18 protein-coding genes are annotated in these 21,247 nt (G+C 68.6%); 5 read left to right on the forward strand and 13 right to left on the reverse strand.

Annotated elements, in window-relative coordinates; translation table 11 throughout:
* Nucleotides 1–369: 369 nt before the first annotated feature.
* The 5 genes from ACQPWZ_RS34515 to ACQPWZ_RS34535 all read right to left on the reverse strand — a co-directional run bounded on the left by ACQPWZ_RS34515 (nt 370) and on the right by ACQPWZ_RS34535 (nt 5,348).
* Nucleotides 370–948 (reverse strand): snapalysin family zinc-dependent metalloprotease, encoded by a 579-nt coding sequence (locus ACQPWZ_RS34515; RefSeq protein ID WP_433573431.1) that lies wholly within the window; start codon nt 946–948, stop codon nt 370–372.
* Nucleotides 949–1,237: 289 nt separating this feature from the next.
* Complete coding sequence (locus tag ACQPWZ_RS34520; protein ID WP_433573432.1) at nt 1,238–2,539, reverse strand: CynX/NimT family MFS transporter; 1,302 nt, start codon at nt 2,537–2,539, stop codon at nt 1,238–1,240.
* Between the two features lie 162 nt (nt 2,540–2,701).
* Nucleotides 2,702–3,838 carry a hypothetical protein gene (locus ACQPWZ_RS34525; RefSeq protein WP_356703024.1) on the reverse strand — a complete coding sequence of 379 codons (1,137 nt, stop codon included), beginning with the start codon at nt 3,836–3,838 and terminating at the stop codon, nt 2,702–2,704.
* A 140-nt stretch (nt 3,839–3,978) separates the two neighbouring features.
* A complete protein-coding gene (locus tag ACQPWZ_RS34530; RefSeq protein ID WP_433573920.1) occupies nt 3,979–4,659 on the reverse strand; it encodes a cysteine hydrolase family protein in 681 nt (226 codons plus the stop codon).
* 98 nt (nt 4,660–4,757) lie between these two features.
* Nucleotides 4,758–5,348, reverse strand: a complete 591-nt coding sequence (locus tag ACQPWZ_RS34535) for an isochorismatase family protein (RefSeq protein ID WP_433573433.1) — start codon at nt 5,346–5,348, stop codon at nt 4,758–4,760.
* A gap of 146 nt (nt 5,349–5,494) precedes the next feature.
* On the opposite strand from ACQPWZ_RS34535, the gene ACQPWZ_RS34540 reads away from it, so the two are divergent.
* The gene (locus ACQPWZ_RS34540) at nt 5,495–6,490 is read left to right on the forward strand and encodes a GlxA family transcriptional regulator (RefSeq protein WP_433573434.1); all 996 of its coding nucleotides are present in this window, start codon (nt 5,495–5,497) and stop codon (nt 6,488–6,490) included.
* Nucleotides 6,491–6,636: 146 nt separating this feature from the next.
* On the opposite strand, the gene ACQPWZ_RS34545 is transcribed toward ACQPWZ_RS34540, so the two are convergent.
* Nucleotides 6,637–7,467, reverse strand: a complete 831-nt coding sequence (locus ACQPWZ_RS34545) for an alpha/beta fold hydrolase (protein ID WP_433573435.1) — start codon at nt 7,465–7,467, stop codon at nt 6,637–6,639.
* 94 nt (nt 7,468–7,561) lie between these two features.
* On the opposite strand from ACQPWZ_RS34545, the gene ACQPWZ_RS34550 reads away from it, so the two are divergent.
* The 3 genes from ACQPWZ_RS34550 (at nt 7,562) to ACQPWZ_RS34560 (ending at nt 10,803) form a co-directional block, all read left to right on the forward strand.
* Nucleotides 7,562–8,113, forward strand: coding sequence for a DUF1707 SHOCT-like domain-containing protein (locus ACQPWZ_RS34550; RefSeq protein WP_433573436.1), 552 nt, complete (start codon nt 7,562–7,564; stop codon nt 8,111–8,113).
* Between the two features lie 209 nt (nt 8,114–8,322).
* The gene (nadE, locus tag ACQPWZ_RS34555; protein ID WP_433573921.1) at nt 8,323–9,102 is read left to right on the forward strand and encodes an ammonia-dependent NAD(+) synthetase; all 780 of its coding nucleotides are present in this window, start codon (nt 8,323–8,325) and stop codon (nt 9,100–9,102) included.
* A gap of 285 nt (nt 9,103–9,387) precedes the next feature.
* Nucleotides 9,388–10,803, forward strand: a complete 1,416-nt coding sequence (locus ACQPWZ_RS34560; RefSeq protein WP_433573437.1) for a phosphoesterase — start codon at nt 9,388–9,390, stop codon at nt 10,801–10,803.
* Nucleotides 10,804–10,986: 183 nt separating this feature from the next.
* On the opposite strand, the gene ACQPWZ_RS34565 is transcribed toward ACQPWZ_RS34560, so the two are convergent.
* The 7 genes from ACQPWZ_RS34565 to ACQPWZ_RS34595 form a co-directional block, all read right to left on the reverse strand.
* Entirely contained in the window at nt 10,987–12,063 is a 1,077-nt protein-coding gene (locus ACQPWZ_RS34565) for a mechanosensitive ion channel family protein (protein ID WP_405575141.1), read from the reverse strand.
* A 203-nt stretch (nt 12,064–12,266) separates the two neighbouring features.
* Nucleotides 12,267–13,169 carry an aminoglycoside phosphotransferase family protein gene (locus tag ACQPWZ_RS34570; protein ID WP_433573438.1) on the reverse strand — a complete coding sequence of 301 codons (903 nt, stop codon included), beginning with the start codon at nt 13,167–13,169 and terminating at the stop codon, nt 12,267–12,269.
* A gap of 188 nt (nt 13,170–13,357) precedes the next feature.
* Entirely contained in the window at nt 13,358–13,999 is a 642-nt protein-coding gene (locus tag ACQPWZ_RS34575; protein WP_433573439.1) for a histidine phosphatase family protein, read from the reverse strand.
* 51 nt (nt 14,000–14,050) lie between these two features.
* Nucleotides 14,051–14,326, reverse strand: a complete 276-nt coding sequence (locus tag ACQPWZ_RS34580; RefSeq protein WP_433573440.1) for a hypothetical protein — start codon at nt 14,324–14,326, stop codon at nt 14,051–14,053.
* A 165-nt stretch (nt 14,327–14,491) separates the two neighbouring features.
* The gene (locus ACQPWZ_RS34585; protein WP_433573441.1) at nt 14,492–15,595 is read right to left on the reverse strand and encodes a sensor histidine kinase; all 1,104 of its coding nucleotides are present in this window, start codon (nt 15,593–15,595) and stop codon (nt 14,492–14,494) included.
* Nucleotides 15,592–16,257 carry a response regulator gene (locus ACQPWZ_RS34590; RefSeq protein ID WP_433573442.1) on the reverse strand — a complete coding sequence of 222 codons (666 nt, stop codon included), beginning with the start codon at nt 16,255–16,257 and terminating at the stop codon, nt 15,592–15,594. Before ACQPWZ_RS34590 ends, ACQPWZ_RS34585 begins: the two co-directional genes overlap by 4 nt.
* A gap of 233 nt (nt 16,258–16,490) precedes the next feature.
* A complete protein-coding gene (locus ACQPWZ_RS34595) occupies nt 16,491–17,645 on the reverse strand; it encodes a DUF418 domain-containing protein (RefSeq protein WP_433573443.1) in 1,155 nt (384 codons plus the stop codon).
* A gap of 638 nt (nt 17,646–18,283) precedes the next feature.
* On the opposite strand from ACQPWZ_RS34595, the gene ACQPWZ_RS34600 reads away from it, so the two are divergent.
* On the forward strand, nt 18,284–21,127 hold the full coding sequence (locus tag ACQPWZ_RS34600) for a Pls/PosA family non-ribosomal peptide synthetase (protein WP_433573444.1): 2,844 nt from the start codon (nt 18,284–18,286) through the stop codon (nt 21,125–21,127).
* Nucleotides 21,128–21,247 lie beyond the last annotated feature (120 nt).

The raw sequence follows: 21,247 nt of genomic DNA on the forward strand, positions 1-21,247 counted from the left end.
GCGAGGCGGCACGTCCGAGGGCCGGCCTCGGACGCGGAGTGGTGTTCGTCCACGTACGGGTGCTGCGGCGCGTTCCGCCGTGAGGCACGCGGACGTCCGTGCGAAATCGACGCCCAGCGTACGAAGGTCACCTCGAACCGTCCATACTTTGTCCTCAACGAGTGGAAACTTGCCGGGTGTTGACCACGGCGGCTTCTCGTGCGTGTGAGGTCCCCGTGGTCGGCGAGACCACGCGATGAGCCGCGGTCCGGGCCGGTCGCCCTCTGGGGTGTACCTGCGTCCGGTGCGCACGTCGTCTGCCTGAGAAGCGAACGAGGTGCCTGACCCGCAACCCGGGTCAGGCACCTCGCCTTGTGGTTGTCCTGCCGACTACGGCGCGTCCACCAGGATGCGTCCGTCGGTCGGGGTGCGCACGACGCCGTTGGCGTACGCGGATTCCACGCGGGCCTGCTCAGCGGCGTTCGGAACCGCGTTCCTGCAACTGGTGCCCGCGCTTGAACCCGACATCAACTGGGAGCACGGGCCGGGCTTGGTGTCGGGCAGGCCCAGGTTGTGGCCGATCTCGTGGGCTGCGATCCGGATTTTGTCGTGGCCTTGGGTGACTGCCTGGCTGCCGAGTTCGACACGGGCCTGACCGCCCGGACGGACCGGTCCGAGGGTCGCCTGCGGCCAGCCGCTGGTGGCCACGATCTGGATCTCGGCCCGGGTTCCCGGCGCGGCCTCGACCAGCTTCACGTTGTCGACGTTCGAGTTCCACGCGGCGACTCCGGCGGCGATAGCCGCCTCCCAGCCGGCGGCACGGCTGTCGTCGTAGCGGAGTGTCACTGTCGCTGCCGAGTTCTTCGACTCGGCAGCCTCATGCGCGGACGTGGCGTTCGCCGTTGGTGCGGTGATCAGGGTGACCGCTGCGGCGGCGCCGGCGGCCTTCAACCATAGGGAGTGCGGCATTGCTGTCCCTTCACTCGTGGGGGCTCGGCTCCACGCGGAACCGAGAGTGCGGGAGGGGGCGGCGACAGCTGACGGACGGAGCCGGGTGGGCAGTTGCCGAACTCTCCCGGGGGATTCGGAACGTGCTCATCACCGCGTACTGGCCATGCTCCTGTCAAGTACGCCTCTGGGTGTGCGAGTTGGCGACGTCGACCTCGCCCAAGCGGGCGCTCGCACCGCAGCCGGTGGGCAGGCGCCACCACTGCCGTGGCAACACCTGCCCACCAACACACCGGAGCGGGCCGCTCCTTCATCTGCTGCTGAGGGCAAGGGCGCTATCGGCGTCAGGACTGGTTCCGGTGGCGATGAGCCGGGAGTGGACGAGGCCCGGGCGGGCCGCGTAGAGGCCGAGGACGGTCTTGGGTACGAGCAGCGCGAGAAGGACGAGCAGCGGTGTCTGCCAGCTGCCGGTGGCGCTGCGGAGAAGGCCCATCGTGAGGGGTCCGAGGGCGGCGAGGAGATAGCCGACGGTCTGTGCCATGCCGGACAGGCGTGCCGTGGTCGGGGGTGAGGGTGAGCGGAGGGCGAGGAGGATGATCGCGAGAGGGAAGGCGCTGCCGGTGGCGACGCCGGTGACCAGGACCCACGTCCAGGCCTGGCCGGGGGCGAGGACCAGGCCGCCGAGTCCCGCGGCCATGACGGCCAGGACTCCGAGGAGCAGGGGCCGCTGGTCGGTCAGTCGCGTGGCAGTGAGAGGGACGACGAAGCCGAAGGGGATGCCGACGAGCATCATCACGGACAGCATTGCCGCGGACTCGGGTCCTGTGTAGCCGTAGTCCTGGAGGATCATCGGGAGCCAGGACACCAGCACGTAGAACGTGCACGACACAGCTCCGAGGAACCCGGCGACGGCCCAGGCCAGCCGTGAGCGCAGCAGTCGTCCGGCGGGCTCTGCGTCGGCGGGCTCTGCGTCGGCGGGCACCGGATCGGGGCGGCGGGCGTGGCGCCCTCGTGAGGCCGGTGCGATGCGTCGGTACCGCGGTGCCTTGCGGGCGTTGCGTACCCACAGCAGCGCGGCTGCAAGGGAGGGCAGTGCCCAGACCAGGAACGCGAGATGCCACCCGATCGTCTCGTCGAGAGGGATGGCGAGTCCGGCGGCCACGGCACCGGAGGCGGCCATGATCGTCATGGCGATCCCGGTCAGTGTGCCGGTGCGGATGGGGAATCGGTGCTTGATGATGGCCGGCAGGAGGACGTTGCCGATGGCGATGCCGGTCCCGGCGAGGACCGTTCCCGTGTAGAGGGCGACGGGCGAGGCCAGCCCGCGCAGACCGATTCCGGCGGTGATGAGGCTGAGGGCGGCGACGATGGCGGGTTCGGTCCCGACGCGGCGGGCGAGCGGCGGGGCGAGGGACGCGAATACTCCCAGGCACAGGACGGGCAGGGTTGTGAGGACGGCGGCTCCGGTGTCGTCCAGTCCGTAGCGGGCTCTCAGCTCGCCGAGGACCGGGGCCGTGCCGGTGATCGCGGGACGCAGGTTGATGGAGAGAAGGACGATCCCCGCGAGAATCCAGAGGCGGCCTGCTCGGATTCTTCGCTGGTGTGCGGACATGCTGTGGTTCCCCCTGTTGTTGTGCTGTGCGGCAGAACGGCCCGGCCCCCAACCGATCGGGTTGGGGGCCGGGCGAAGTCGTATGTGGGCACGGGTGGTGCCGTGTTGGTCTCCCCCCGGAGCCCTGCTGATCCTCTGCGGTGAGTGGCAGAGGGCGGCGGATCAGACCTGGGCGACCGTCCGCCCGGTGACCGGGCAGGTCATCGCTGCCGCCCCGGTCGTGGCGAATGCGGCCGGCGTCGCCGACGCGGCGGAGAGCGGCTTCTCGAGTTGTTCGAGGATCTCCGTGGACAGCAGGTCCTGCTTGCCCTTGAGGGCGTCGGCGATCACGGTGTCGGAGACGAACACCAGCTCGGCGGCGATGTTGTCCTGGACGATGCGGGCGATGTTGTCGAGGACGGTGAACACCGGGTCGGCCGGCGGCGACGTGGTCGGGAAGTCGATCAGGTGGGTGTCGACCTTCTTGGCGTTCATGTGCGGCTTGATGATGATGGTGTTCTGGTTCAGGACGGACGTCGTCCACTGGGAGAGAACGCCCACGTACAGGTCCGCCCACGCGGCCTCGCCGATCTGCGCCCGCCACTTCTTGAGCAGGGCCTGCACTCCGGCGATCTGCGCGGCTGAGGCGTGTTCCATGTTGATACCCACGTTGGCGAACGCGGCCTTCGCGAAGTCCTGGTAGGACTTCATGTCGAACGTCTTCGTCTTGACGGCCGCGTCGATGAAGATGTTCGCCTTGCTGAGCAGCTCGTCGCAGGACTTGGTCAGCCCTGCCGGGAGGGCCGCGTCCTTGAGGTTGCCCTTCGCGACCCCGAGGGTCTTCTGGTACTCCAGCAGCGGGGTGATCCATCCGGTCCCGGTCTTCATGGACACCATGGCCAGGTCGTGCGGATCGATCCGGGCAGCGTTGGGGACGTTGGGCACCTTCTCACCCAGATAGGCGGCGAGGACCGAGAAGATGCCCAGGGGAACGTGGGCTATGGACTTGGCCATCTCGAATATCTCCGAGACGGGCTGGACGGCCTCTTGCTTGCCGCCGTGGATCAGGGTGAACCTGCCACCCTTGTTGTCGTTCTGGACGACCATGACCGGGCTGAGCTGCTTGATCAGCTCGGCTTTGAGTGCCGCGTAGTGGGAACGCATCCCCGCGTTGACCGCGAGAATCGAGTCCCGCGCCTCCCGCTCGGTGACGGCTGCCAGAGCGGTGGCGTCCTCGGCGGCGAAAGCCTGGCCGTGGGTGAGGAGCGTTGCCGCTCCGACAGCCGAGGCCGTACCGAGGAAACTTCTGCGCGTAGCCACGTGCTTCTTCTCCCTTATGGATGTGCTTGCCCTCGGCCCCGGGCGGGGACGAAGACGGTCGTGCTGTGGGGGGAGATGCCGGCTCCGCCCCAGCGGGGGGAGAAGGGGGGAGGGCGGAGCCGGTGGCTGGTCGGGGGCGGTCAGGTCAGTTCGGAGCCGGACTCGACGACCACCCCGAAGAGGTCACCGATGGTCGCGAGTGCGCCCTGGTGGACCTGTGCGGCGGACACGCCGCCGCCGGGGGTGGGCAGGGACCGGGTCGCCGAGGCGTCGGAGACGACGGTGGGGGCGTTGCCTCGCAGGAACGCGCCCTCGGCGGTGAAGGTGACGCACATGTGGGTCATGAACCCGGCGATGACGACGTTCTTGTTCCCGGCCTTGTCGACCAGGTCGCCGAGGTTCGTGCCGACGAAGGCGTTGGGGACCTTCTTGGTGACGACCGGCTCACCGTCGATCGGCGCGACCTTGGGGTGGATCTTGCCGATGTCGGCGGTGACGTCGTACGGAGTGCCCTTTCCGCCGTCGTTCTGGACGTGGATGACCTTCCCGCCGGCCGCGCGGGTCCGCTTCAACAGATCGGCGGCCTTGTCGAGGGCGGGCTCCCAACCCTCCAGTTCCATCGTCCCCTTGGTGTACGTGTTCTGGTAGTCGACCAGGATCAGGGTCGAGTCCTTGAGGGCGGCGGGCTTCGCCGGGAGCTTGTTCAGCGTGCGCAGCGTCGTCGTCCCCGACAGGTCCACGGCGGTGCCCGCCGCCGCCTCGGCGGACGCGGCAGGTGCGGTGTCCTTCTCGTCCTCCGTGAGCTGGACTCCGCCGAACATGGCCGCGGCGCCGACGGCTGCGGCAGCGACAAGTCCGACGCCCACGCGGGCTGCCGAGGGCTTCTTCGCGTTCCGGGTGCTGGTCTCGGTCATGGTGATCAGCCCAGTTCGTCAGCAGTGGGAACGACGACGCCGTACAGGTCCTCGATGGTGGCCAGCGCTCCGTTGTGGAGCTGTTCGGCGGTGACGCCCTTGCCCGCGGCGGTGAGGGGGCGGGTCGCCGACGCGTCGGCGACGACCGTGGGGCGGTTGCCGCGCAGGAACGCCCCGGCCGCCGTGTACTGCACGCACATGTGCGTCATGAACCCGGCGATGACGAGATCGTTGTTCCCGGCGTCGTCGACCAGCTCGCCCAGGCCGGTCTCGTGGAAGGCGTTGGGGGTTGTCTTGACGACGGTCGGCTCCTCGCCGACCGGCGCCACGGACGGGTGGATCCTGCCGATCTCGGCTCGGATGTCGTACGGGGTGCCTTCGCCGCCGTCGTTGACCACGTGGATGACCGTCGCTCCGGCTTCACGGGCCCGGGCGAGGAGCAGGGCGGCGGCGTCGAGGGCGGTCTGCCAGCCCTCCAGCTCCATCACGCCCTGTGTGTACGTGTTCTGGTAGTCCACCAGGATCAGGGTGGAGTCGGCCAGCTTCGCGGGGGTGTCGTCGAATCCGTTGAGCTGCCGGAGCGTGGTTGCAGACATGGGCTATCCCTTGCAATGGAGCGATGGAGTGCAGCCCGCCCCGTCCGGCAGGCTGCGCTCTTGACGCTATGACGCCCACTCAAGTGACGGCAATGTCATGTAACTTGCAGGATCGGACATGCTCGAAGCCGGCCCAGGGGGACACCGTGCGCACTGTCGAACGTCTCGTCGTGATCGTTCTCTTCGAGGGTGTCGATCTTCTCGACGTCACCGGCCCGCCAGAGGTGTTCGCCCTGGTCCGGCGGGAAACCGACGACGCGACGGGCTATCGAGTCCTGCTCGCCGCCGAGACCCTCGATCCGGTCACCACCTCCACAGGCGTACGGATCATGCCCGACATCACGTTCAGCGATGCCGTCACACAGACCATCGACACGGTCCTGGTGCCCGGGTCCGTCACCATCGACAGAAACCGCCGCATCCGAGCCGTCGTCGACCGTGACGTGGTCGCGCAGGTGAAGGCCCTCGCCGCGCGGTCCCGTCGCATCACCTCGGTGTGCGTCGGGGCGCACCTCCTGGCCGCTGCGGGACTCCTGGACGGCAAGCGCGCCACCACGCACTGGTCCACCGCGCCGCAGCTCGCCGCCGATCACCCTGCTGTGCGTGTCGACCCGGATCCCATCTTCATCCGCGAGGGGAACGTGTGGACCGGCGCCGGGATCAGCGCCTGCCTCGATCTCGCCCTCGCCCTGGTGGCCGAGGACTTCGGCGAGAGCACCGCACTGCGTGTCGCGCGGCAGCTGGTGATGTACCTGAAGCGGCCCAGCGGGCAGAGTCAGTTCTCGGTCCCCCTCGAACCGGTCTCCACGACCCGCCGGATCGAGGAGATCCGCCACTACATCAACGAGAACCTGCGACAGCCGATCAGTGTGGCGGATCTCGCCGAGGCCGCGCATCTGGGGGAGCGGCAGCTCTCCCGCGTCTTCCGGGCGGAGCTCGGGATGACTCCCGCCGCCTACCTCGAATCCGCCCGCGTCGAACTGGCCCGCCACCAGCTCGAATCGACGGACGACACGCTGGACCGCATCGCGTCGGCGTGCGGGTTCGGCACCATCGACACCCTGATCCGAGCGTTTCGCCGTACGCTCGACACCAGCCCGACCGAATACCGCCGTCGCTTCCAGACCGTGGCTCATCTTTGAGCGTGCCGGCCATGGATGGCGGCGCTCGGCCGAGGTGTGGGGCTCCCTCGCAATGCCGTCAGGTCATTCGATCCGCAAGATCAGTGATCAGGTAGGACGGGTGCCGTGACCGCGCAGGTCACCGGGCCCCGGGGCAGACCTACCGGTCAGCCCCGGGGGAGGAAGTCGAGGAGAGCAGCGGTGAGCTCGGCGGGCGCGTCCTCCTGGACGAGGTGGCCCGCACCGGCGATCGGCTCGAACCGGGCGCCCGGGATGCGGGCGGCGAGCTCCTGTCCCTTCGCCACGGGAATCCAGGTGTCGTCGTGGCCCCAGCACACCAGCGTCGGGACGCCGATCTCGCCGTACCGGTCCTGCACTTCGTCGGTGTAGAGCTGGTCGGCCTGGGCGATCTGCCGGTAGAAGGCCGGCTGGCCGAGTTCGCCGAGCCAGGGCTCGACGAGCCGGTCGAGGACTGCCGGGTGCAGCCCGGGGCTGCTGGCCGACGTCACGTACTCCCGCACCAGGGCGTGGTGCAGAGCGGGCGGCAGTTGCTCGAAGACCTCGGAGTGCTCGCCGACGAGCCGGAAGAACGGCGAGCCCCACGGCCCCAGTGCGACCGGGTCGACCAGGGCGAGGGCGCGGTAGCGGGCGCCGTGCAGCAGATGTGCCCGCAAGGAGACCGCGCCGCCGAAGTCGTGGGCGACCACCAGCGGTTCTTCCAGTCCCCAGTGCGCCAGGAGTTCGGTGAAGACCCTGCCCTGGGCGGCCAGGGAGACATCCTGGCCGGCGGACTTCTCCGATGCCCCGTAACCGGGCATGTCCCAGACGTACACCTGATGACGGCGTGCGAGGGAGCGGGCGACGGCACGCCATACGTACGAGGAGAAGGGTGTGCCGTGGAGGAGGACCACCGGTGGCCGACCGGGGTGTCCGAGGCGGTCCCAGCGGACGTCGCCGGAGGTGCTGCGGAATGTCTCGGTCAGCTGCCATTCACTCACGGGCGTTGCCTCTCTCGGTTGTGTCTCCGGCCCAGTAGGGATCATGCCGGATTGCGCCCGCTGGGGATGACGGGACAGCCCTTAGGCTTGAACGGTGACGTCCCTACCGGAAGACCCGACGCGACTGATCGTCGACGACGACCGCGACTCTGCCGTGCAGCGCCTGCAAGAGGCGTACGCCGAAGGGCACATCTCGCACGAGGAGATGGACGAGCGCCTCGGCCGGGTGCTCACGGCCAGGACGGGCAGCGAGCTCGTGACAGCCCTGGGCTCACTCCCGGCGCAGAAGCCGGCCACCACGTCCACCATCGGTGCCGCAGGCGGACGGATCAAGCGGCGTGGGGCTTGGCGGGTGCCTCGGATCCTCAAGGTCCACTCTGCGTTCGGCAGGGTGCAGCTGGACCTGTCCCGGGCGGTCATCGAGGATCCGGTGATCGACATCGAGCTGCAACTCGGCACCGGCAGGGCCAGGATCACGGTGCCTCGCGACGCGATCGTCGAGGTCGAGGGTCTGACCACCGTGTGGAAGGACGCGCTCTACAAGCCCCCGCGGCGCTCCGGCCCTGGCGGTCCGACCATCCGGATCTCCGGGACCATGGGGTTCGGGCGGTTGAAGATCCGCCACGCGCGGCGTGCCCACCGCTGAGAGGCAGGGGATGGCGGACGAGCTCCTGACCCGGCGGGGATCTGCTCGCACGGCCCGGGCCGGTGGCGCAGGCCCGGCTCGTCCCTGACCTGCCGGAAGGCCCTCTGTAGGGTGGGCGGGCGACAGCGCATCGTGAACCGCAACAAGGAGCAGAAGTGAGCAGCCAGCCGGCGTCCAACGCCCTCCAGCAGGAGATCGCCCGAGAACTCATGGTCGGCGAGACCTTCGAGGCCGAGCGGGAGATCGAACGCCGGGTTGCCTTCCTCGCCGAGCAGCTGACCACCACCGGTCTGCGCTCCCTGGTGCTCGGCATCAGCGGTGGCGTCGACTCCACCACGACCGGCAGGCTGTGCCAGCTCGCCGTCGAGCGGGTCCGGGAAGCCGGGCACGAAGCGCGGTTCTACGCGATGCGGCTGCCTTACGGCGTTCAGGCCGACGAGCACGACGCCCAGCTCGCGCTCTCCTTCATCCGCGCCGACCTGGTGCTCACCGTGGACATCAAGCCCGCGAGTGATGCGGCGCTCCAGGCCTCGCTGGCCGCGGACGTGAGCTTCCGCGACGACCACCACCAGGACTTCGTGCACGGCAACATCAAGGCCCGGCAGCGCATGATCGCCCAGTATGCGGTGGCGGGCGCTCACGACGGCCTGGTCGTCGGCACCGACCACGCCGCCGAGGCGGTCTCCGGGTTCTTCACCAAGTTCGGCGACGGCGCCGCCGACCTCGTCCCGCTGACCGGGCTGACCAAGCGCCGGGTGCGTGCCGTCGCCGACGCGCTGGGCGCGCCCGCCGAACTGGTGTGGAAGATCCCGACCGCTGACCTGGAGACCCTCGACCCGGGCAAGGCCGACGAGGACGCGCTCGGGGTCTCGTACGACGCCATCGACGACTTCCTGGAGGGCAAGCCGGTGGACGAGCGGACCTTCGCGGCGATCGTCAGCCGCTACCGCCTCACCGATCACAAGCGTCGGCTGCCCGTCGGCCCGTAGTCCTTCGCGAACGACGGAGCCGCGGCAGATCTGTCAGTTCAGCAACACCTCTGCCGCAGCTGATACTTGGTGCGCGCGGACTGCTGTCGCATACCGCGCGTACGGCTGTTCGTGACCCTTCTGCTCCGCGTTCACCCTCTGTTCGGTTACCTCTTCGAGACTCGGCCAGTCGCTCCCAGCTGCTGATCGAGAGGCTTCACCGTGAGGGCAAAGAACAGCGAAGATCCTGAGGCTTCAGCGATCTCACGCCGTCGGTTGGTCAAGTACGCAGGGGTCGGAGCGACGTTGGCGGCCGCGAGCCCGCTCGCCGTCGCCGGACCGGCGTCGGCGGCCGAAGAGGACCGAAACGATTCCAGACCCGGCGACGCGCGCAGACGGGTGTGGCGAGCCGGCGACCACCACGTGCACTCGGAGTACAGCGGTGAGTTCGACACGTCGACGAACCCGCCGACCTTCCACAAGGGTGCCGACGCCGTCTACCCCATCGTCACCAACGCGATCATGGCCAAGCACTTCGGTCTCAGCTGGGTGATGTGCACCGACCACGGTGGACCGACGCACTCCAAGGTGAACATCGAACAGGCCTATCCCGACCTGCTCCGCTCACGTGTGCTCGTCCCCGGAGTCCTCCAGTTCTGGGGCATGGAGTTCGACGCTCCGGCACTGGACCACCACACCCTGATGATCCCCCACCACCGTGACGAGGCTCAGCAGCTCTTCGAGCTGGAAAGCCGCTTCGCCAAGCACGACGCCTTCCCCGCCGATAGCGGCCGCGACACCGAGGCCAAGATGATCGAGTTCTTGAAGGCTGCCAAGGACATGCCGCGCAAGCCACTGGTCATCGCGCATCACGCGTCCCGGTCGGCCACCGGCCTCGGCGTGTACGGCCAGGACACCCCGCGGGAGTTCCGCAACGGCAACAACACGGCGCCGGACATCTACGTCGGCTTCGAGGGCGCTCCCGGTCACCAGGCGGGCCCGCTCAACGGTGGCCCGCGCGGTGGGTACGGCAACTACCCGACCCATGGCGGCTTCGACCAGATGACAGCCCGTGTCGGCGGACTGTGGGACTCCCTGCTCGGCGAGGGGCGTCGCTGGTGGATCACCGCGACCTCGGACTCACATGTGCACTGGACGCGCGGCGGCGCAGACTTCTGGCCCGGCGAGTACAGCAAGACCCACGTCCTTGCCCGCCACGACTACGCCGACATCATGGACGGACTCCGCAACGGTCGGATCTGGGTCGGCACGGGTGACCTGATCACCAGCCTCGATCTCACCGCGAGCAATCGCAACCGTGAAGCGGCCATGGGTGAAACCCTGACCGTGAGCAGCCGCAATCGCACGGACGTCGACATCGAGATCACGTTCCGGCCCTTGAAGGGCAAGAACGCCAACGGTGACCGCCCGGAGGTCCGGCGCGTGGACCTGATCGTCGGTGAGATCACCGGCCCGAGTTCCCAACTCGACGTCGACACCAACCCGACCACCAAGGTCGTGGCGCGCTTCGGCCCGCGCGACTGGCGCAAGCGGGGTGACGACTACGTCATCCGGCACACCCTGCGCCATGTGGAGGGAGACCTCTATGCCCGGGTCCGCGGCACCTGCACCGACGAGGCCGAACCCCTCGCGGACGGGCTGGAGAGCCCCTGGGACGATCTGTGGTTCTACTCGAATCCGGTCTTCGTCGAGGTCCGTTAGCCGGAGCCGCGCCTCGCAGGAGTGAGCACCTTCGCCTGGCCCTCCGTCAGGCGAAGGCCGCGCGGCAGTGAGGCGCGCCCGGCCGGCGCCCCCTGACAAGGACGCCGGCCGTCGGCTCACTGCATGGGCCGACTCACCCAAGACCCGCAGGATCCCGTGAAGCTCACGCACCCGCGGACACGGCTACGGAATCATCGGCAGCGTCCCGTCCCGCTGCGGAGGGATGGCCACGCCGTTCTGCTGGAGCGTGACGGCCCGTGCCGGCGAGGGAATGCGGATGCCCTCCAGGCGGAACCGCTTGTGCAGCTGCTTGATGAACTCGTGCTTGATTCGGTACTGGTCGCTGAACTCCCCGACGCCGAGGATCACCGTGAAACCGATCCGCGAGTCCCCGAAGGTGTGGAAGCGGACGGCGGGTTCGTGGTCGGGGACCGCGCCCTCGACCTCCTTCATGATCTCGCTGACCACCTCGGAGGTGACGCGCTCCACGTGGTCCAGGTCGCTGTCGTATGCGACGCCGACCTGCACCAGCAGGGTCATCTCCTGTTCCGGGCGGCTGTAGTTGGTCATGTTCGTGCTCGACAGCTGGGCGTTCGGGATGATGACGAGGTTGTTGGAGAGGTTGCGTACGACGGTGTTGCGCCAGTTGATGTCGACGACGTACCCCTCCTCCCCGCTGGTGAGGCGGATGTAGTCGCCGGGCTGGATCGTCTTCGAGGCGAGGATGTGGATGCCCGCGAAGAGGTTGGCGAGGGTGTCCTGAAGAGCCAGCGCGACCGCGAGGCCGCCGACGCCGAGGGCGGTGAGCAGCGGGGCTATGGAGATGCCCAGCGTCTGGAGGACGACCAGGCATCCGATGGCCAGGACGACGACGCGGGTGATGTTGACGAAGATCGTGGCCGATCCGGCCACGCCGGACCGTGACTGCGTGACAGCCTGCACCAGGCCGGTGATCACGCGCGCCGCCGTGATGGTGGCGGCGAGGATGAGGAGCCCCGAAAGGACCTGGTTGACGGTGTGGTTGACCCGGTCGGTCAGCGGCAGCGCCGCCGCGGCGGCCGTGACCCCGCCCGTGAGCGCCGCGACCGGCACCAGCGCCCGCAGTGCGTTGACGAGGACGTCGTCGCCGCTCCAGCGCGTACGGGTCGCGTGCTTGCCCAGCCAGCGCAGGAGAAGACGCAGCAGCAGGCCCGCCGCGAGCCCGACGGCCACCCAGATTCCCGCGACGATCCAGTCGTGCGGCGTGAGGTCTCGGTTCACCGACTGCCTCCCACCGCATCAGGAAGGGGTCGTACATCCGGTATGCAATGTGTCGTCAACGTGCTGCCGCCTGCTGCTCGGTTCCGGAATCTGCAAAGCCGCCGGTGACGAGACGTGTCGTCGTCCGTCGGTCCGCTCATCTTCCTGCATCCGCGGGGCTCTTCGCGTCACAGTCGAGGGGGTTCGCCGTCTTGTTGCGCAACTCACCGGCCGATGAGGGCCTGGGTGATCTGGCGGGTGGTCTGCTCGGCCACTCGGGGGTCGACAGCGGCGTACGTCGTGTAGGCATTCAGACCTGTGGCAAGAGCCCAGCCGCGCCCCCGCGTCCAGGTGGCGTCGTCCACATCGAGCGCGGCACGGAAGGCGGCGCGGCTTCCTGCCGACATCAGGGTGAAGGCGATGATCAGATCGCAGGCCGGGTCGCCGATGCCGAGTCCGCCGAAATCGATGACCGCGCTGAGGCTGCCGTCGACCATGAGCAGATTGCCGGTGTGGAAGTCACCGTGGAACCAGACCGGCGGGCGGTCCCACTCGGGTGCGCTGAGCGCCGCGTCCCACAGCGCGGTCATCGCCACGGCGTCGAACGCGCCGTCGGCCTGTGCGATGGCGGCCCGCGTGGACCGGTCGCGGTCGGCCAGTGACCCGCCGGAAAGGTGCTCGCTGACATCCTCGGCCGGGATGGCTCCGGCCTCGAACCGTTGAAGCCCGGCCAGAAACTCCGCCAGTTCCACGGCGGCCACGGTGGAGTCGGCCAGCGCCTCGACCGTCGCGACCTCGCCGTCCAGCCAGTGGGACACCGCCCACGGCCACGGATAGCCGAAGTCGGGCCGGCCCACCGCCAGCGGCACCGGGATGGCCAGAGAAAGATGCGGGGCGAGCCGAGGCAGCCACTCGGACTCCTTCCTGGCCTGCCCGATGGCTCCGGCATGGCGGGGGAGCCGGACGGACAGTTCCTTGCCCAACCGGTAGATCACGTGGTCCGAACCGGCCGGGTCGAGCAGTTCCAGGGGCAGTGCGGACCAGTGGGGGAACTGCGTGTCGACCAGGCGCCTGACCAGGCCTGCATCGACCAACGGGCGGATGTGCGAGGTTCGTTCGGCCGTCAAGAGCGGCTCCTGCGTTCGGCCCGTCGGCACGGCGGGCGGTCGCGGCCATCACAGTACGCAGGAACCCCTCCCGTCGAGCGATTTTGACGGAGGCCTTCGGCAGGCCGGTCGGCCGGCACCTTGCCGCACTCTCAGACAGCCGTCCACGCCTGCCTCGCACCCCAGCCCACGTGGGCCGACCGTCACGATCACAGAGGGACGAGGCTCTCGTCACGGTCGATTCCGCCGGCAGGCGAACGCTCCACGTCCGACGGCCAGCGCTGTACGGGAGCGATGTAGCCGAGCCGGGTGCTCCAGCTCCAGCGGCCGCCGCGCGAGGTGAGGGAGAGCACGGACGACGGCACGTCGAGGTGCCAGAACGCTCGTGCCGGTGCGGCCATGGCATGGACGAGCGAGGCCCGGATGACCGCCGGTTCGGCGACGGCCAGTACGTGCCCGGCATCGGACGGGACGCTGTTCAGCCACTGCGCGGTGCGTCGACACAGCTCGCGTACCGACTCGCCTCCGTGGGGTGTGGCGTCGGGGTCTGTGAGCCAGGCGGAGAGCCCGAAGGGGTCACCGGCCACGACATCGCCGACCGTACTGCCGTACCACCTGCCGTAGTCGAGGTCGCGCAATCCCGGTTCGGGTGTGGTGTTCAGCCCGAGGCTGTACGCGGTCAGCGCGCAGCGGGTCGAAGGCGCCCGCACAGCCAGTGAGTGGCGAGGCAGTGCTGCTATCGCCGTAGCTGCCGCACGCACGGCGCGATCGCTTCGGGGACCGTCTCCGAGGCGGGTGTCAGTGAGGGGGGCCGGAGCGGTCGCACACAGGAATGTCAGTGTGACAGTCATGGCATTGACCTCCTTATTCCGGCCGAGATGACACGGGCCGGTTCCCGCGAGTCAGGTGATCAGGCGGGCGGGTTCGGTGGCGGTGTGCAGCAGGTATTCGAGTGAGCCGCGTCGGAACAGTGTCGCCGAGCGGCCGCGCGCCGTTTCCGGCAGCCGGCCCGGCCGGCCTCCCACGGACGGGTCGGGACCGACGTGGGCGGCGCACATGCCGAGGATCGCCGGACCGCATGCCAGGTCGAGGCCGATCAGCCGTCCTGTCGACGACGCACAAAATCGTGAGTCGTCCGCCGGGGCGGACGCTACGACCGAAGCCACGATGTGCGTCATAGACACAAGCGTTGGTGAAACGGCCCTGGGCAACCATCCGGCACATGTCCGGAACAGCCCCCGCCGATCGGCTGGCGTACCCGCACCGCCCGGCCGAAACCGGCGTCCGGCGCCCGAGCAGCGCCTTCCGGCGACGATGTCTTGAGAGCTGGGCGAGCGGACTGGTCACGCTCTGCCATCGTCCGGCAGCTCCAGGTGAAGTTCGTATCCGCCGTCCGCCGTCGGGCCCGAGGTGACGGTCCCGCCGAGGAGCGCGGCACGCTGATGCAGGCCGACCAGACCGTACCGCGCGCTGGGCAGCGGGAGTGCGGGCCTCGTCGGGGCGCTGTTGGTGACGGTGACCCGCACGGTGCCGCCCTGGTGGCGGATGCTCACCGTCGCGGCCGCGCCGGGCGCGTGCTTGCGTACGTTGGTCAGCGCCTCCTGGACGGTGCGGTAGATGGCGCGCTGGACGGCCGGCGAGAGGCCGTTGGGCAGGTCCGTCCGCAGCTCTGCTTCGATGCCGCTGCCCTCGACGAGTTGCCGGAGGTCGGCCAGGGACGGCTGCGGAGTCAGCTCCGTGGGGCGCCCCCCGGAGGCGCGCAGGACGTCGACCATGTGCCGCAGTTCCTGGAGGGTCTGCACGCTCAGCCCCCGGATCGTGGCCGCCGCTTCCTTGACCTCGGCGTCCGGGCTGCCGACCTGGAGTGCTCCGGCCCTCACCGCGATCAGGCTGACCTGGTGGGAGACCACGTCATGCATCTCCCGGGCGAGCTGCGCGCGCTCCTTGGCCAGCACGGACTGGTCGGTGAGCATCCGCTCGTGGTCACGTGCCTCGGAGATCTCGGCGAGCCGCAGCGACAGGTCCCGCCGGGTCTGGACGAGCTGGCCGAGGAAGACGGCCGCCGCCGCCGTCGCGGTGGTGTAGCCCAGAGTGATCAGGGTCGAGGTGTCCGACAGATCGATCTCCGGTGACGGCCACGACGACATGTCACAGATCGCATACGCCAGGACGCAGAAGCCCAGCATGACGCGGTTCCGGGACAGTGTGGCGAGCGAGTACAGCGCCACCACCCCGGCAAAGATCGCGGCGGACAGCAGGATGGCCGGCAGGGTGAGCACGAAGGTGAGCAGGGGCAGCCGACGGCGCAACAGAAGGGCGAAGGCGGCTCCCACGGCAAAGGCCAGACGCAGCGGCTCGTCGGCGTCGAGGTGGACCCAGACATCGAGGAGCGCGACTGCGACGAGGGCGGCGTCGACGAGGCCTGCGGGGAGACGTCGGCCGGTCATCCCTGCTCCTGGTCCCGCGGCTGCCTGAGAAGGCCCGCCCTCTCGGCGAGGAGGGCGGCCTGCACGCGGCTGGCCACCTCGAGCTTGGTGAGGATGGCACTCACATGGTCTTTGACCGTGCCGGTGCTCAGGTGCACCCGTGTGGCGATGTCGGTGTTCGACAGCCCCTCGGCGACGAGGACGAGTACGTCGCGCTCGCGATCGGTCAGCCGGGCCACACTGCGGGCGGCGAGTTCCTGGGATCCGGCATCCAGATAGGTGTCGACGACCATCCGGGTGACCTTGGAGGACAGGACTTTGTCGCCGCCCGCGAGGTCGCGCACCAGGAACGGCAGTTCCTCGGGGTCGGTGTCCTTGAGCAGGAATCCGGCAGCGCCTGAGCGCAGTGCGGTCGCCACGTATTCATCCATGTCGAACGTCGTGAGCATGGCCACGATGGGCGGCTCCGGCAGTCGGCGGAGGGCGGCCAGGACGGTGAGTCCGTCCACGTCGGGCATACGGATGTCCAGCAGCACGACGTCGGGGCGTTGCTCCTTCACCGCCTCGACCGCCTGGCCGCCGGGAACCGCGGCGACGACCGTGATGTCGTCCGCCGCGTCGAGGATGCGCTGGAAGCCCGTACGGATCAGGGCCTCGTCGTCGACCACCATTACCCGGATCACGTGTGCTCCATTCGCCACCGGACCACTGTCCGATTCGTACCATGCCGAGAGGCACCGCGCGGGTGGCGGAGGCCGAATGCGGCCACGTGGCGGGGGACGCCGGCCGGTCGGCGGGGGTGCCTCCGGTGCGCTGTCGTGGTGCATCGCACCGACGCCATCCAGGCCCTCCGCTGACCGGGCGGCCTTCTCCGACCGACAGGCTCCGTCCGGCAGGACGCACCCTCCGCTGTCCGTCACCTGATCCGGCGTGCCGGAGCAGTGGCGGCACGGAGGAGGTACTCCAGCGGTCCACGCCGGAAGTAGCGGGTCCAGAGGAGGGCGAACAGCATGGCCGCCACAGTGAAAGCGAGGAACACCGGCAGTGGGGCCCAGCCGTCCAGATCCTCCAGGTTGTCGGCGCCCAGGAAATGGATCACCACGATATGGGCGACGTAGGCGGTCAAGGAGATCGACCCCACCGCGGCGAGCGGAGCCAGCAGTCGAGGGTGGTCCTTGGTGAGCTGAACCGTGAGGCAGCAGACGGCCAGAACGGCGAGCGCGACACCGGTGTTGCCCACGATGGACCACGTGGTCTGGCTGTGCGGGACGGCCACCAGCAGCCAGGCCGGATACCCGGAGGCGAACTCCTCACCGACGGCGTCCGACCACCACGCGGAAGCGGGAGGTCCCCCGCCTGCCGCGGCGCTGACGGCTGCCCGAGCTCCCGGGACCAGATACAGAGCGAGCCACGATCCCCCGTAGCCGATCACGGCGAGGCACGCGCCTGTGCAGGCCAGCTTGACGAGGGTGTCACGGCGCGAGAGGTCCAGCTTGGCCAGCGCCATGCCGGCGACGATGAAGGAGAACCAGGTCAGCGCCGGATACTCACCGGTCACGAACAGTTCGAGAACCCCGTCGGAGTCGGTGATCCGGGCCAGCGGATCCAGGTCGATCAGCGTGTCCGCCCAACTTCCGCCGTCGACAGCCGCCCTCAGCAGGTACAGCACCTGAGGCAGGACGAGAGCGGTCGACGCCGCGATGATCGCCAGCGTCCTCGCCTTCAGCCGGTACAGCGGGAGAGCGAGGACGAACAGCAGTCCGTAGAAGGCGAGGATGACGTCGACATCGGTGTCGAGCAGGACCAGTGCGTAGCCCAGGACGATCAGAACGGCGGCGCGGATCAGAACACGGCCCGCTGCCTGGCGTCCACTCCGCCCTGTGCGCGGCTGCGGACGGCCCATGAGCAGGATCAGCGTGAACCCGGCGAGGAGGGCGAACAGGGCCGCCGACCGGCCGCGCGCCACCTCCATGAGCCAGCCCATCGGGCCGCCGACCGACGGCTCGGGGCCGATGTGCGCGGCAAACATCCCGAAGATCGCCAGGGCGCGCGCAACATCGAGACCGATCATCCTCCCCGTTGACGGGGTGCGGCCGGGTGCATCGTCCGCGGCTGTCGCGGACGGCATGACCGGAGCGGAGACGCGTCTCATTGGGCACCAATCTCCGGGAAATTGACGACTTCAACCATCCGGCAGGTGACCGGAGCACCCCCGCCGACCGGCGGGGGTATCTCGTGTCCGCCGGCCGAACTGCGCACGTTGTCGACCGGGGTTGTCCGCTTCGCGCGAGGCCGCGATTCGCAGCCGCATTCGTCTGCCCTGTCAGGATTCCTTTCGGGTCCCGAAGTCCTGTGCCGGATATATCTCATCCGCCCGGACCCGATGGGTTGAGGAGTGTTTACACTGGGGAATTGCCTTGATTACCACATCTGTTACCAGCCCCTCTATGCGCGGTCCCGTGAGACCGAGGGACAGCTCGGCGTGAACCGCACCGACTGCAGGTGAACGACCATGTACTCGCAGTTCGACGAATCGACGACAGATCATGTCCTCGTGGCAGGCGGATCGTCTGTCTCGGCTCTGGGCCGAGCTCGCATCCGCCGGACGCAGGCTGCCCGGGCTGAGGCTTCGCGTATGCCCCGGGAGGAACAGTTGTGAAGGCCAACAGCTCCGAGGTACATGCTGCTGCATCCGATTCCCCGGCCCTGGTGGACACTTCTGCCAGTCGCCATGGGCAGCCCGACACCGAGGCCCAGTTGGCCGAGATACTCGCCGGTGTCCTGCATACCGAAAGGGTGCCGGTGGACGGTGATTTCTTCGCCGATCTGGGTGCGGATTCGCTGGTGATGGCGCAGTTCTGTGCCCGCGTGCGGAAGCGCGATGACCTTCCGACGGTTTCGATGAAGGACATCTACCGCACGCCCACGATCCACGGGCTGGCCGCCGAATTCGCTGCCGTTGCCACCGAGCCGACCGCAGTGGACTCCCATGCCGTCACTGATGCACCGTCACAGGACGTGGAGGCCCAGTTGGCCGAGATACTCGCCGGTGTCCTGCATACCGAAAGGGTGCCGGTGGACGGTGATTTCTTCGCCGATCTGGGGGCGGATTCGCTGGTGATGGCGCAGTTCTGTGCGCGCGTGCGTAAGCGCGATGACCTTCCGACGGTTTCGATGAAGGACATCTACCGCACCCCCACGGTCAAGAGTCTGGCCGTCGGCCTGGTGGTGCCGGAGAGCGAACCGGCCCCGCCCGACGTCGCTCCGCAAGCCGGGGGAGTGAAGACTGTCGAGCCCTCCCCGGCAAGCACCGACGCGCCGGCCGCTGTTGTGTCTTCGCGAGTCCGTACCGGGCAGTACATCCTCTGCGGGACGCTGCAACTCCTCCTCTTCCTCGGCGTGTCCTTCCTCGCCGCGCTCTTCGCCGTACGGGGTTACGAGTGGATCCAGGACGGTTCCGGAGCCCTCGACCTCTACCTGCGATCGACGCTGTTCGTCACCGCGGCCTTCGTGGGCGCCTGTTGCCTCTCGGTACTCGTCAAGTGGCTGCTCATCGGCCGCTTTCGGCCCCGCCGGATCCCGGTGTGGAGCCTTGGGTATCTGCGTTTCTGGTGTGTGAAAACACTGATCCGCACCAGCCCGATGCGCCTGTTCGTCGGAACGCCCCTGTACGCGCTGTACCTCAGGGCGCTGGGCGCGAAGATCGGCCGCAATGTCGCGATCTTCTCCCGCAACGTGCCGGTGTGCACCGACATGCTCACGGTCGAGGACGGCACCGTCATCCGGAAGGACGCGTTCTTCTCCTGCTACCGGGCGCACGACGGGGTGATCGAGACGGGTCCCGTCACGCTCGGACGGAACGCGACGGTGAGCGAGCAGACCGTTCTCGACATCGACACCGCGATGGGCGACAACGCTCAACTGGGCCATGTCTCCTCGCTCCACAGCGGCCAGAGCGTACCCGCGGGGGAGGCGTGGCACGGTTCCCCGGCCGAGCCCACCACCACCGACTTCCGGGCTGTCGAGCCCATCCCGTGCGGGGGACTGCGCAAAACCCTCTACACCGCTGCCCAACTCCTGCTGCTGCTGGGCGTCTATCTGCCGCTGACGCTCGGCGGTCTGAGCCTCGTCCTCACCGCACTCCCGCAGCTGGATGTGCTGCTGAACCCCGAACCGGCTTTCACCAGCCCCGGGTTCTACATCGATGCCCTGCTTGCCTCCCTGGTGGCCTTCTTCGGTGGCCTGCTGGCGGGCCTCGTAGCCGTGAACGCGGTGCCGCGGACGCTCCGCCCGGTGATCAAGCCGGGCAAGATCTACCCCCTGTACGGCTTCCACCACGGTCTCCAGCGGGCCCTCACGCGGCTGACCAACATCAGGTTCTTCGTCCTGCTCTTCGGGGACAGCTCCGCCATCGTCCACTACCTGCGCTGTCTGGGTTACGACCTGTGCAGGGTCGAGCAGACCGGCTCGAACTTCGGCTCCCTGGTCAAGCACGACAGCCCGTACATGAGCCAGGTCGGCAGCGGGACGATGGTCGCCGACGGGCTGTCGGTCATCAACGCCGACTTCTCCAGCACGTCCTTCCGCTTCGCCCCGACCTCGATCGGAGCGAGCAGCTTCCTCGGCAACAACATCGCCTATCCCTCACGCGGCCGCGTCGGCGACAACTGCCTGCTCGCGACCAAGGTCATGGTGCCCATCGACGGTCCGGTGCGTGAGGGCGTGGGGCTGCTGGGCTCCCCCAGCTTCGAGATTCCGCGCACGGTGATGCGCGACAACCGGTTCAACGATCTGGAGACCGGCGACGAACTGCGCCGAGGCCTGTCCGCCAAGAACAGGCACAACGCGCTCACCGCAACCCTGTACCTGCTGATGCGCTGGTTCCACTTCTATGTCGTCGCCCTCATCGCGATGGCCGCCGTCGACCTGTACCACGTCCACGGCGTGACACCGATCGCCGTGGCCAGCCTGGTCACCCTGGTGTTCACCGTCCTCTTCTACGCGCTGGTGGAACGGACCGTCACCCGCGTGCGGCCGCTGAAGCCGCTGTACTGCTCGATCTACGACCTGTCCTTCTGGCGCCACGAACGCTTCTGGAAACTGACGACCCACCGGTACATGCAGCTCTTCAACGGCACCCCGTTCAAGAATGTCGTCTGGCGGCTGCTCGGCGTCCGGATCGGCCGCCAGGTCTTCGACGACGGCTGCTCACTGATCGAACGAGCCCTCGTCACCATCGGCGACCGTTGCACCCTCAACGCCGGAACCGTCATCCAGTGCCACTCCCAGGAGGACGGGGCCTTCAAGTCGGACCACGCGACACTCGGCGCCGGTGTGACCCTCGGGGTCGGTGCTTTCGTCCACTACGGCACCACCGTGGGCGACAGGGCGTTCCTGGCGGCCGACTCCTTCCTGATGAAGGGCGAGGAAGTACCTCCTCGTGAGAGGTGGGGTGGCAACCCGGCCCGGGAGGGAGTCGCCGTCATGACCGGACCGGCTGAGGGCGGAAGGGCATCGGTGCCACGAACGGCGGGGCAGGGGCTGTCTGTCTGACCCGGCTCCGAGACCGTCGTCCAGCGCCGCGCGGAGGCTGCAGTTTCAGCACGGAGAGTAGCGGTCTCTCGGGATCAGCCGTTGCGGGATGGCCGCTTGTGCCCCCATATGGTGAATGCG

The sequence above is a fragment of the Streptomyces sp. CA-251247 genome (genome assembly GCF_050952975.1).
Lineage (GTDB): Bacteria > Actinomycetota > Actinomycetes > Streptomycetales > Streptomycetaceae > Streptomyces > Streptomyces achmelvichensis.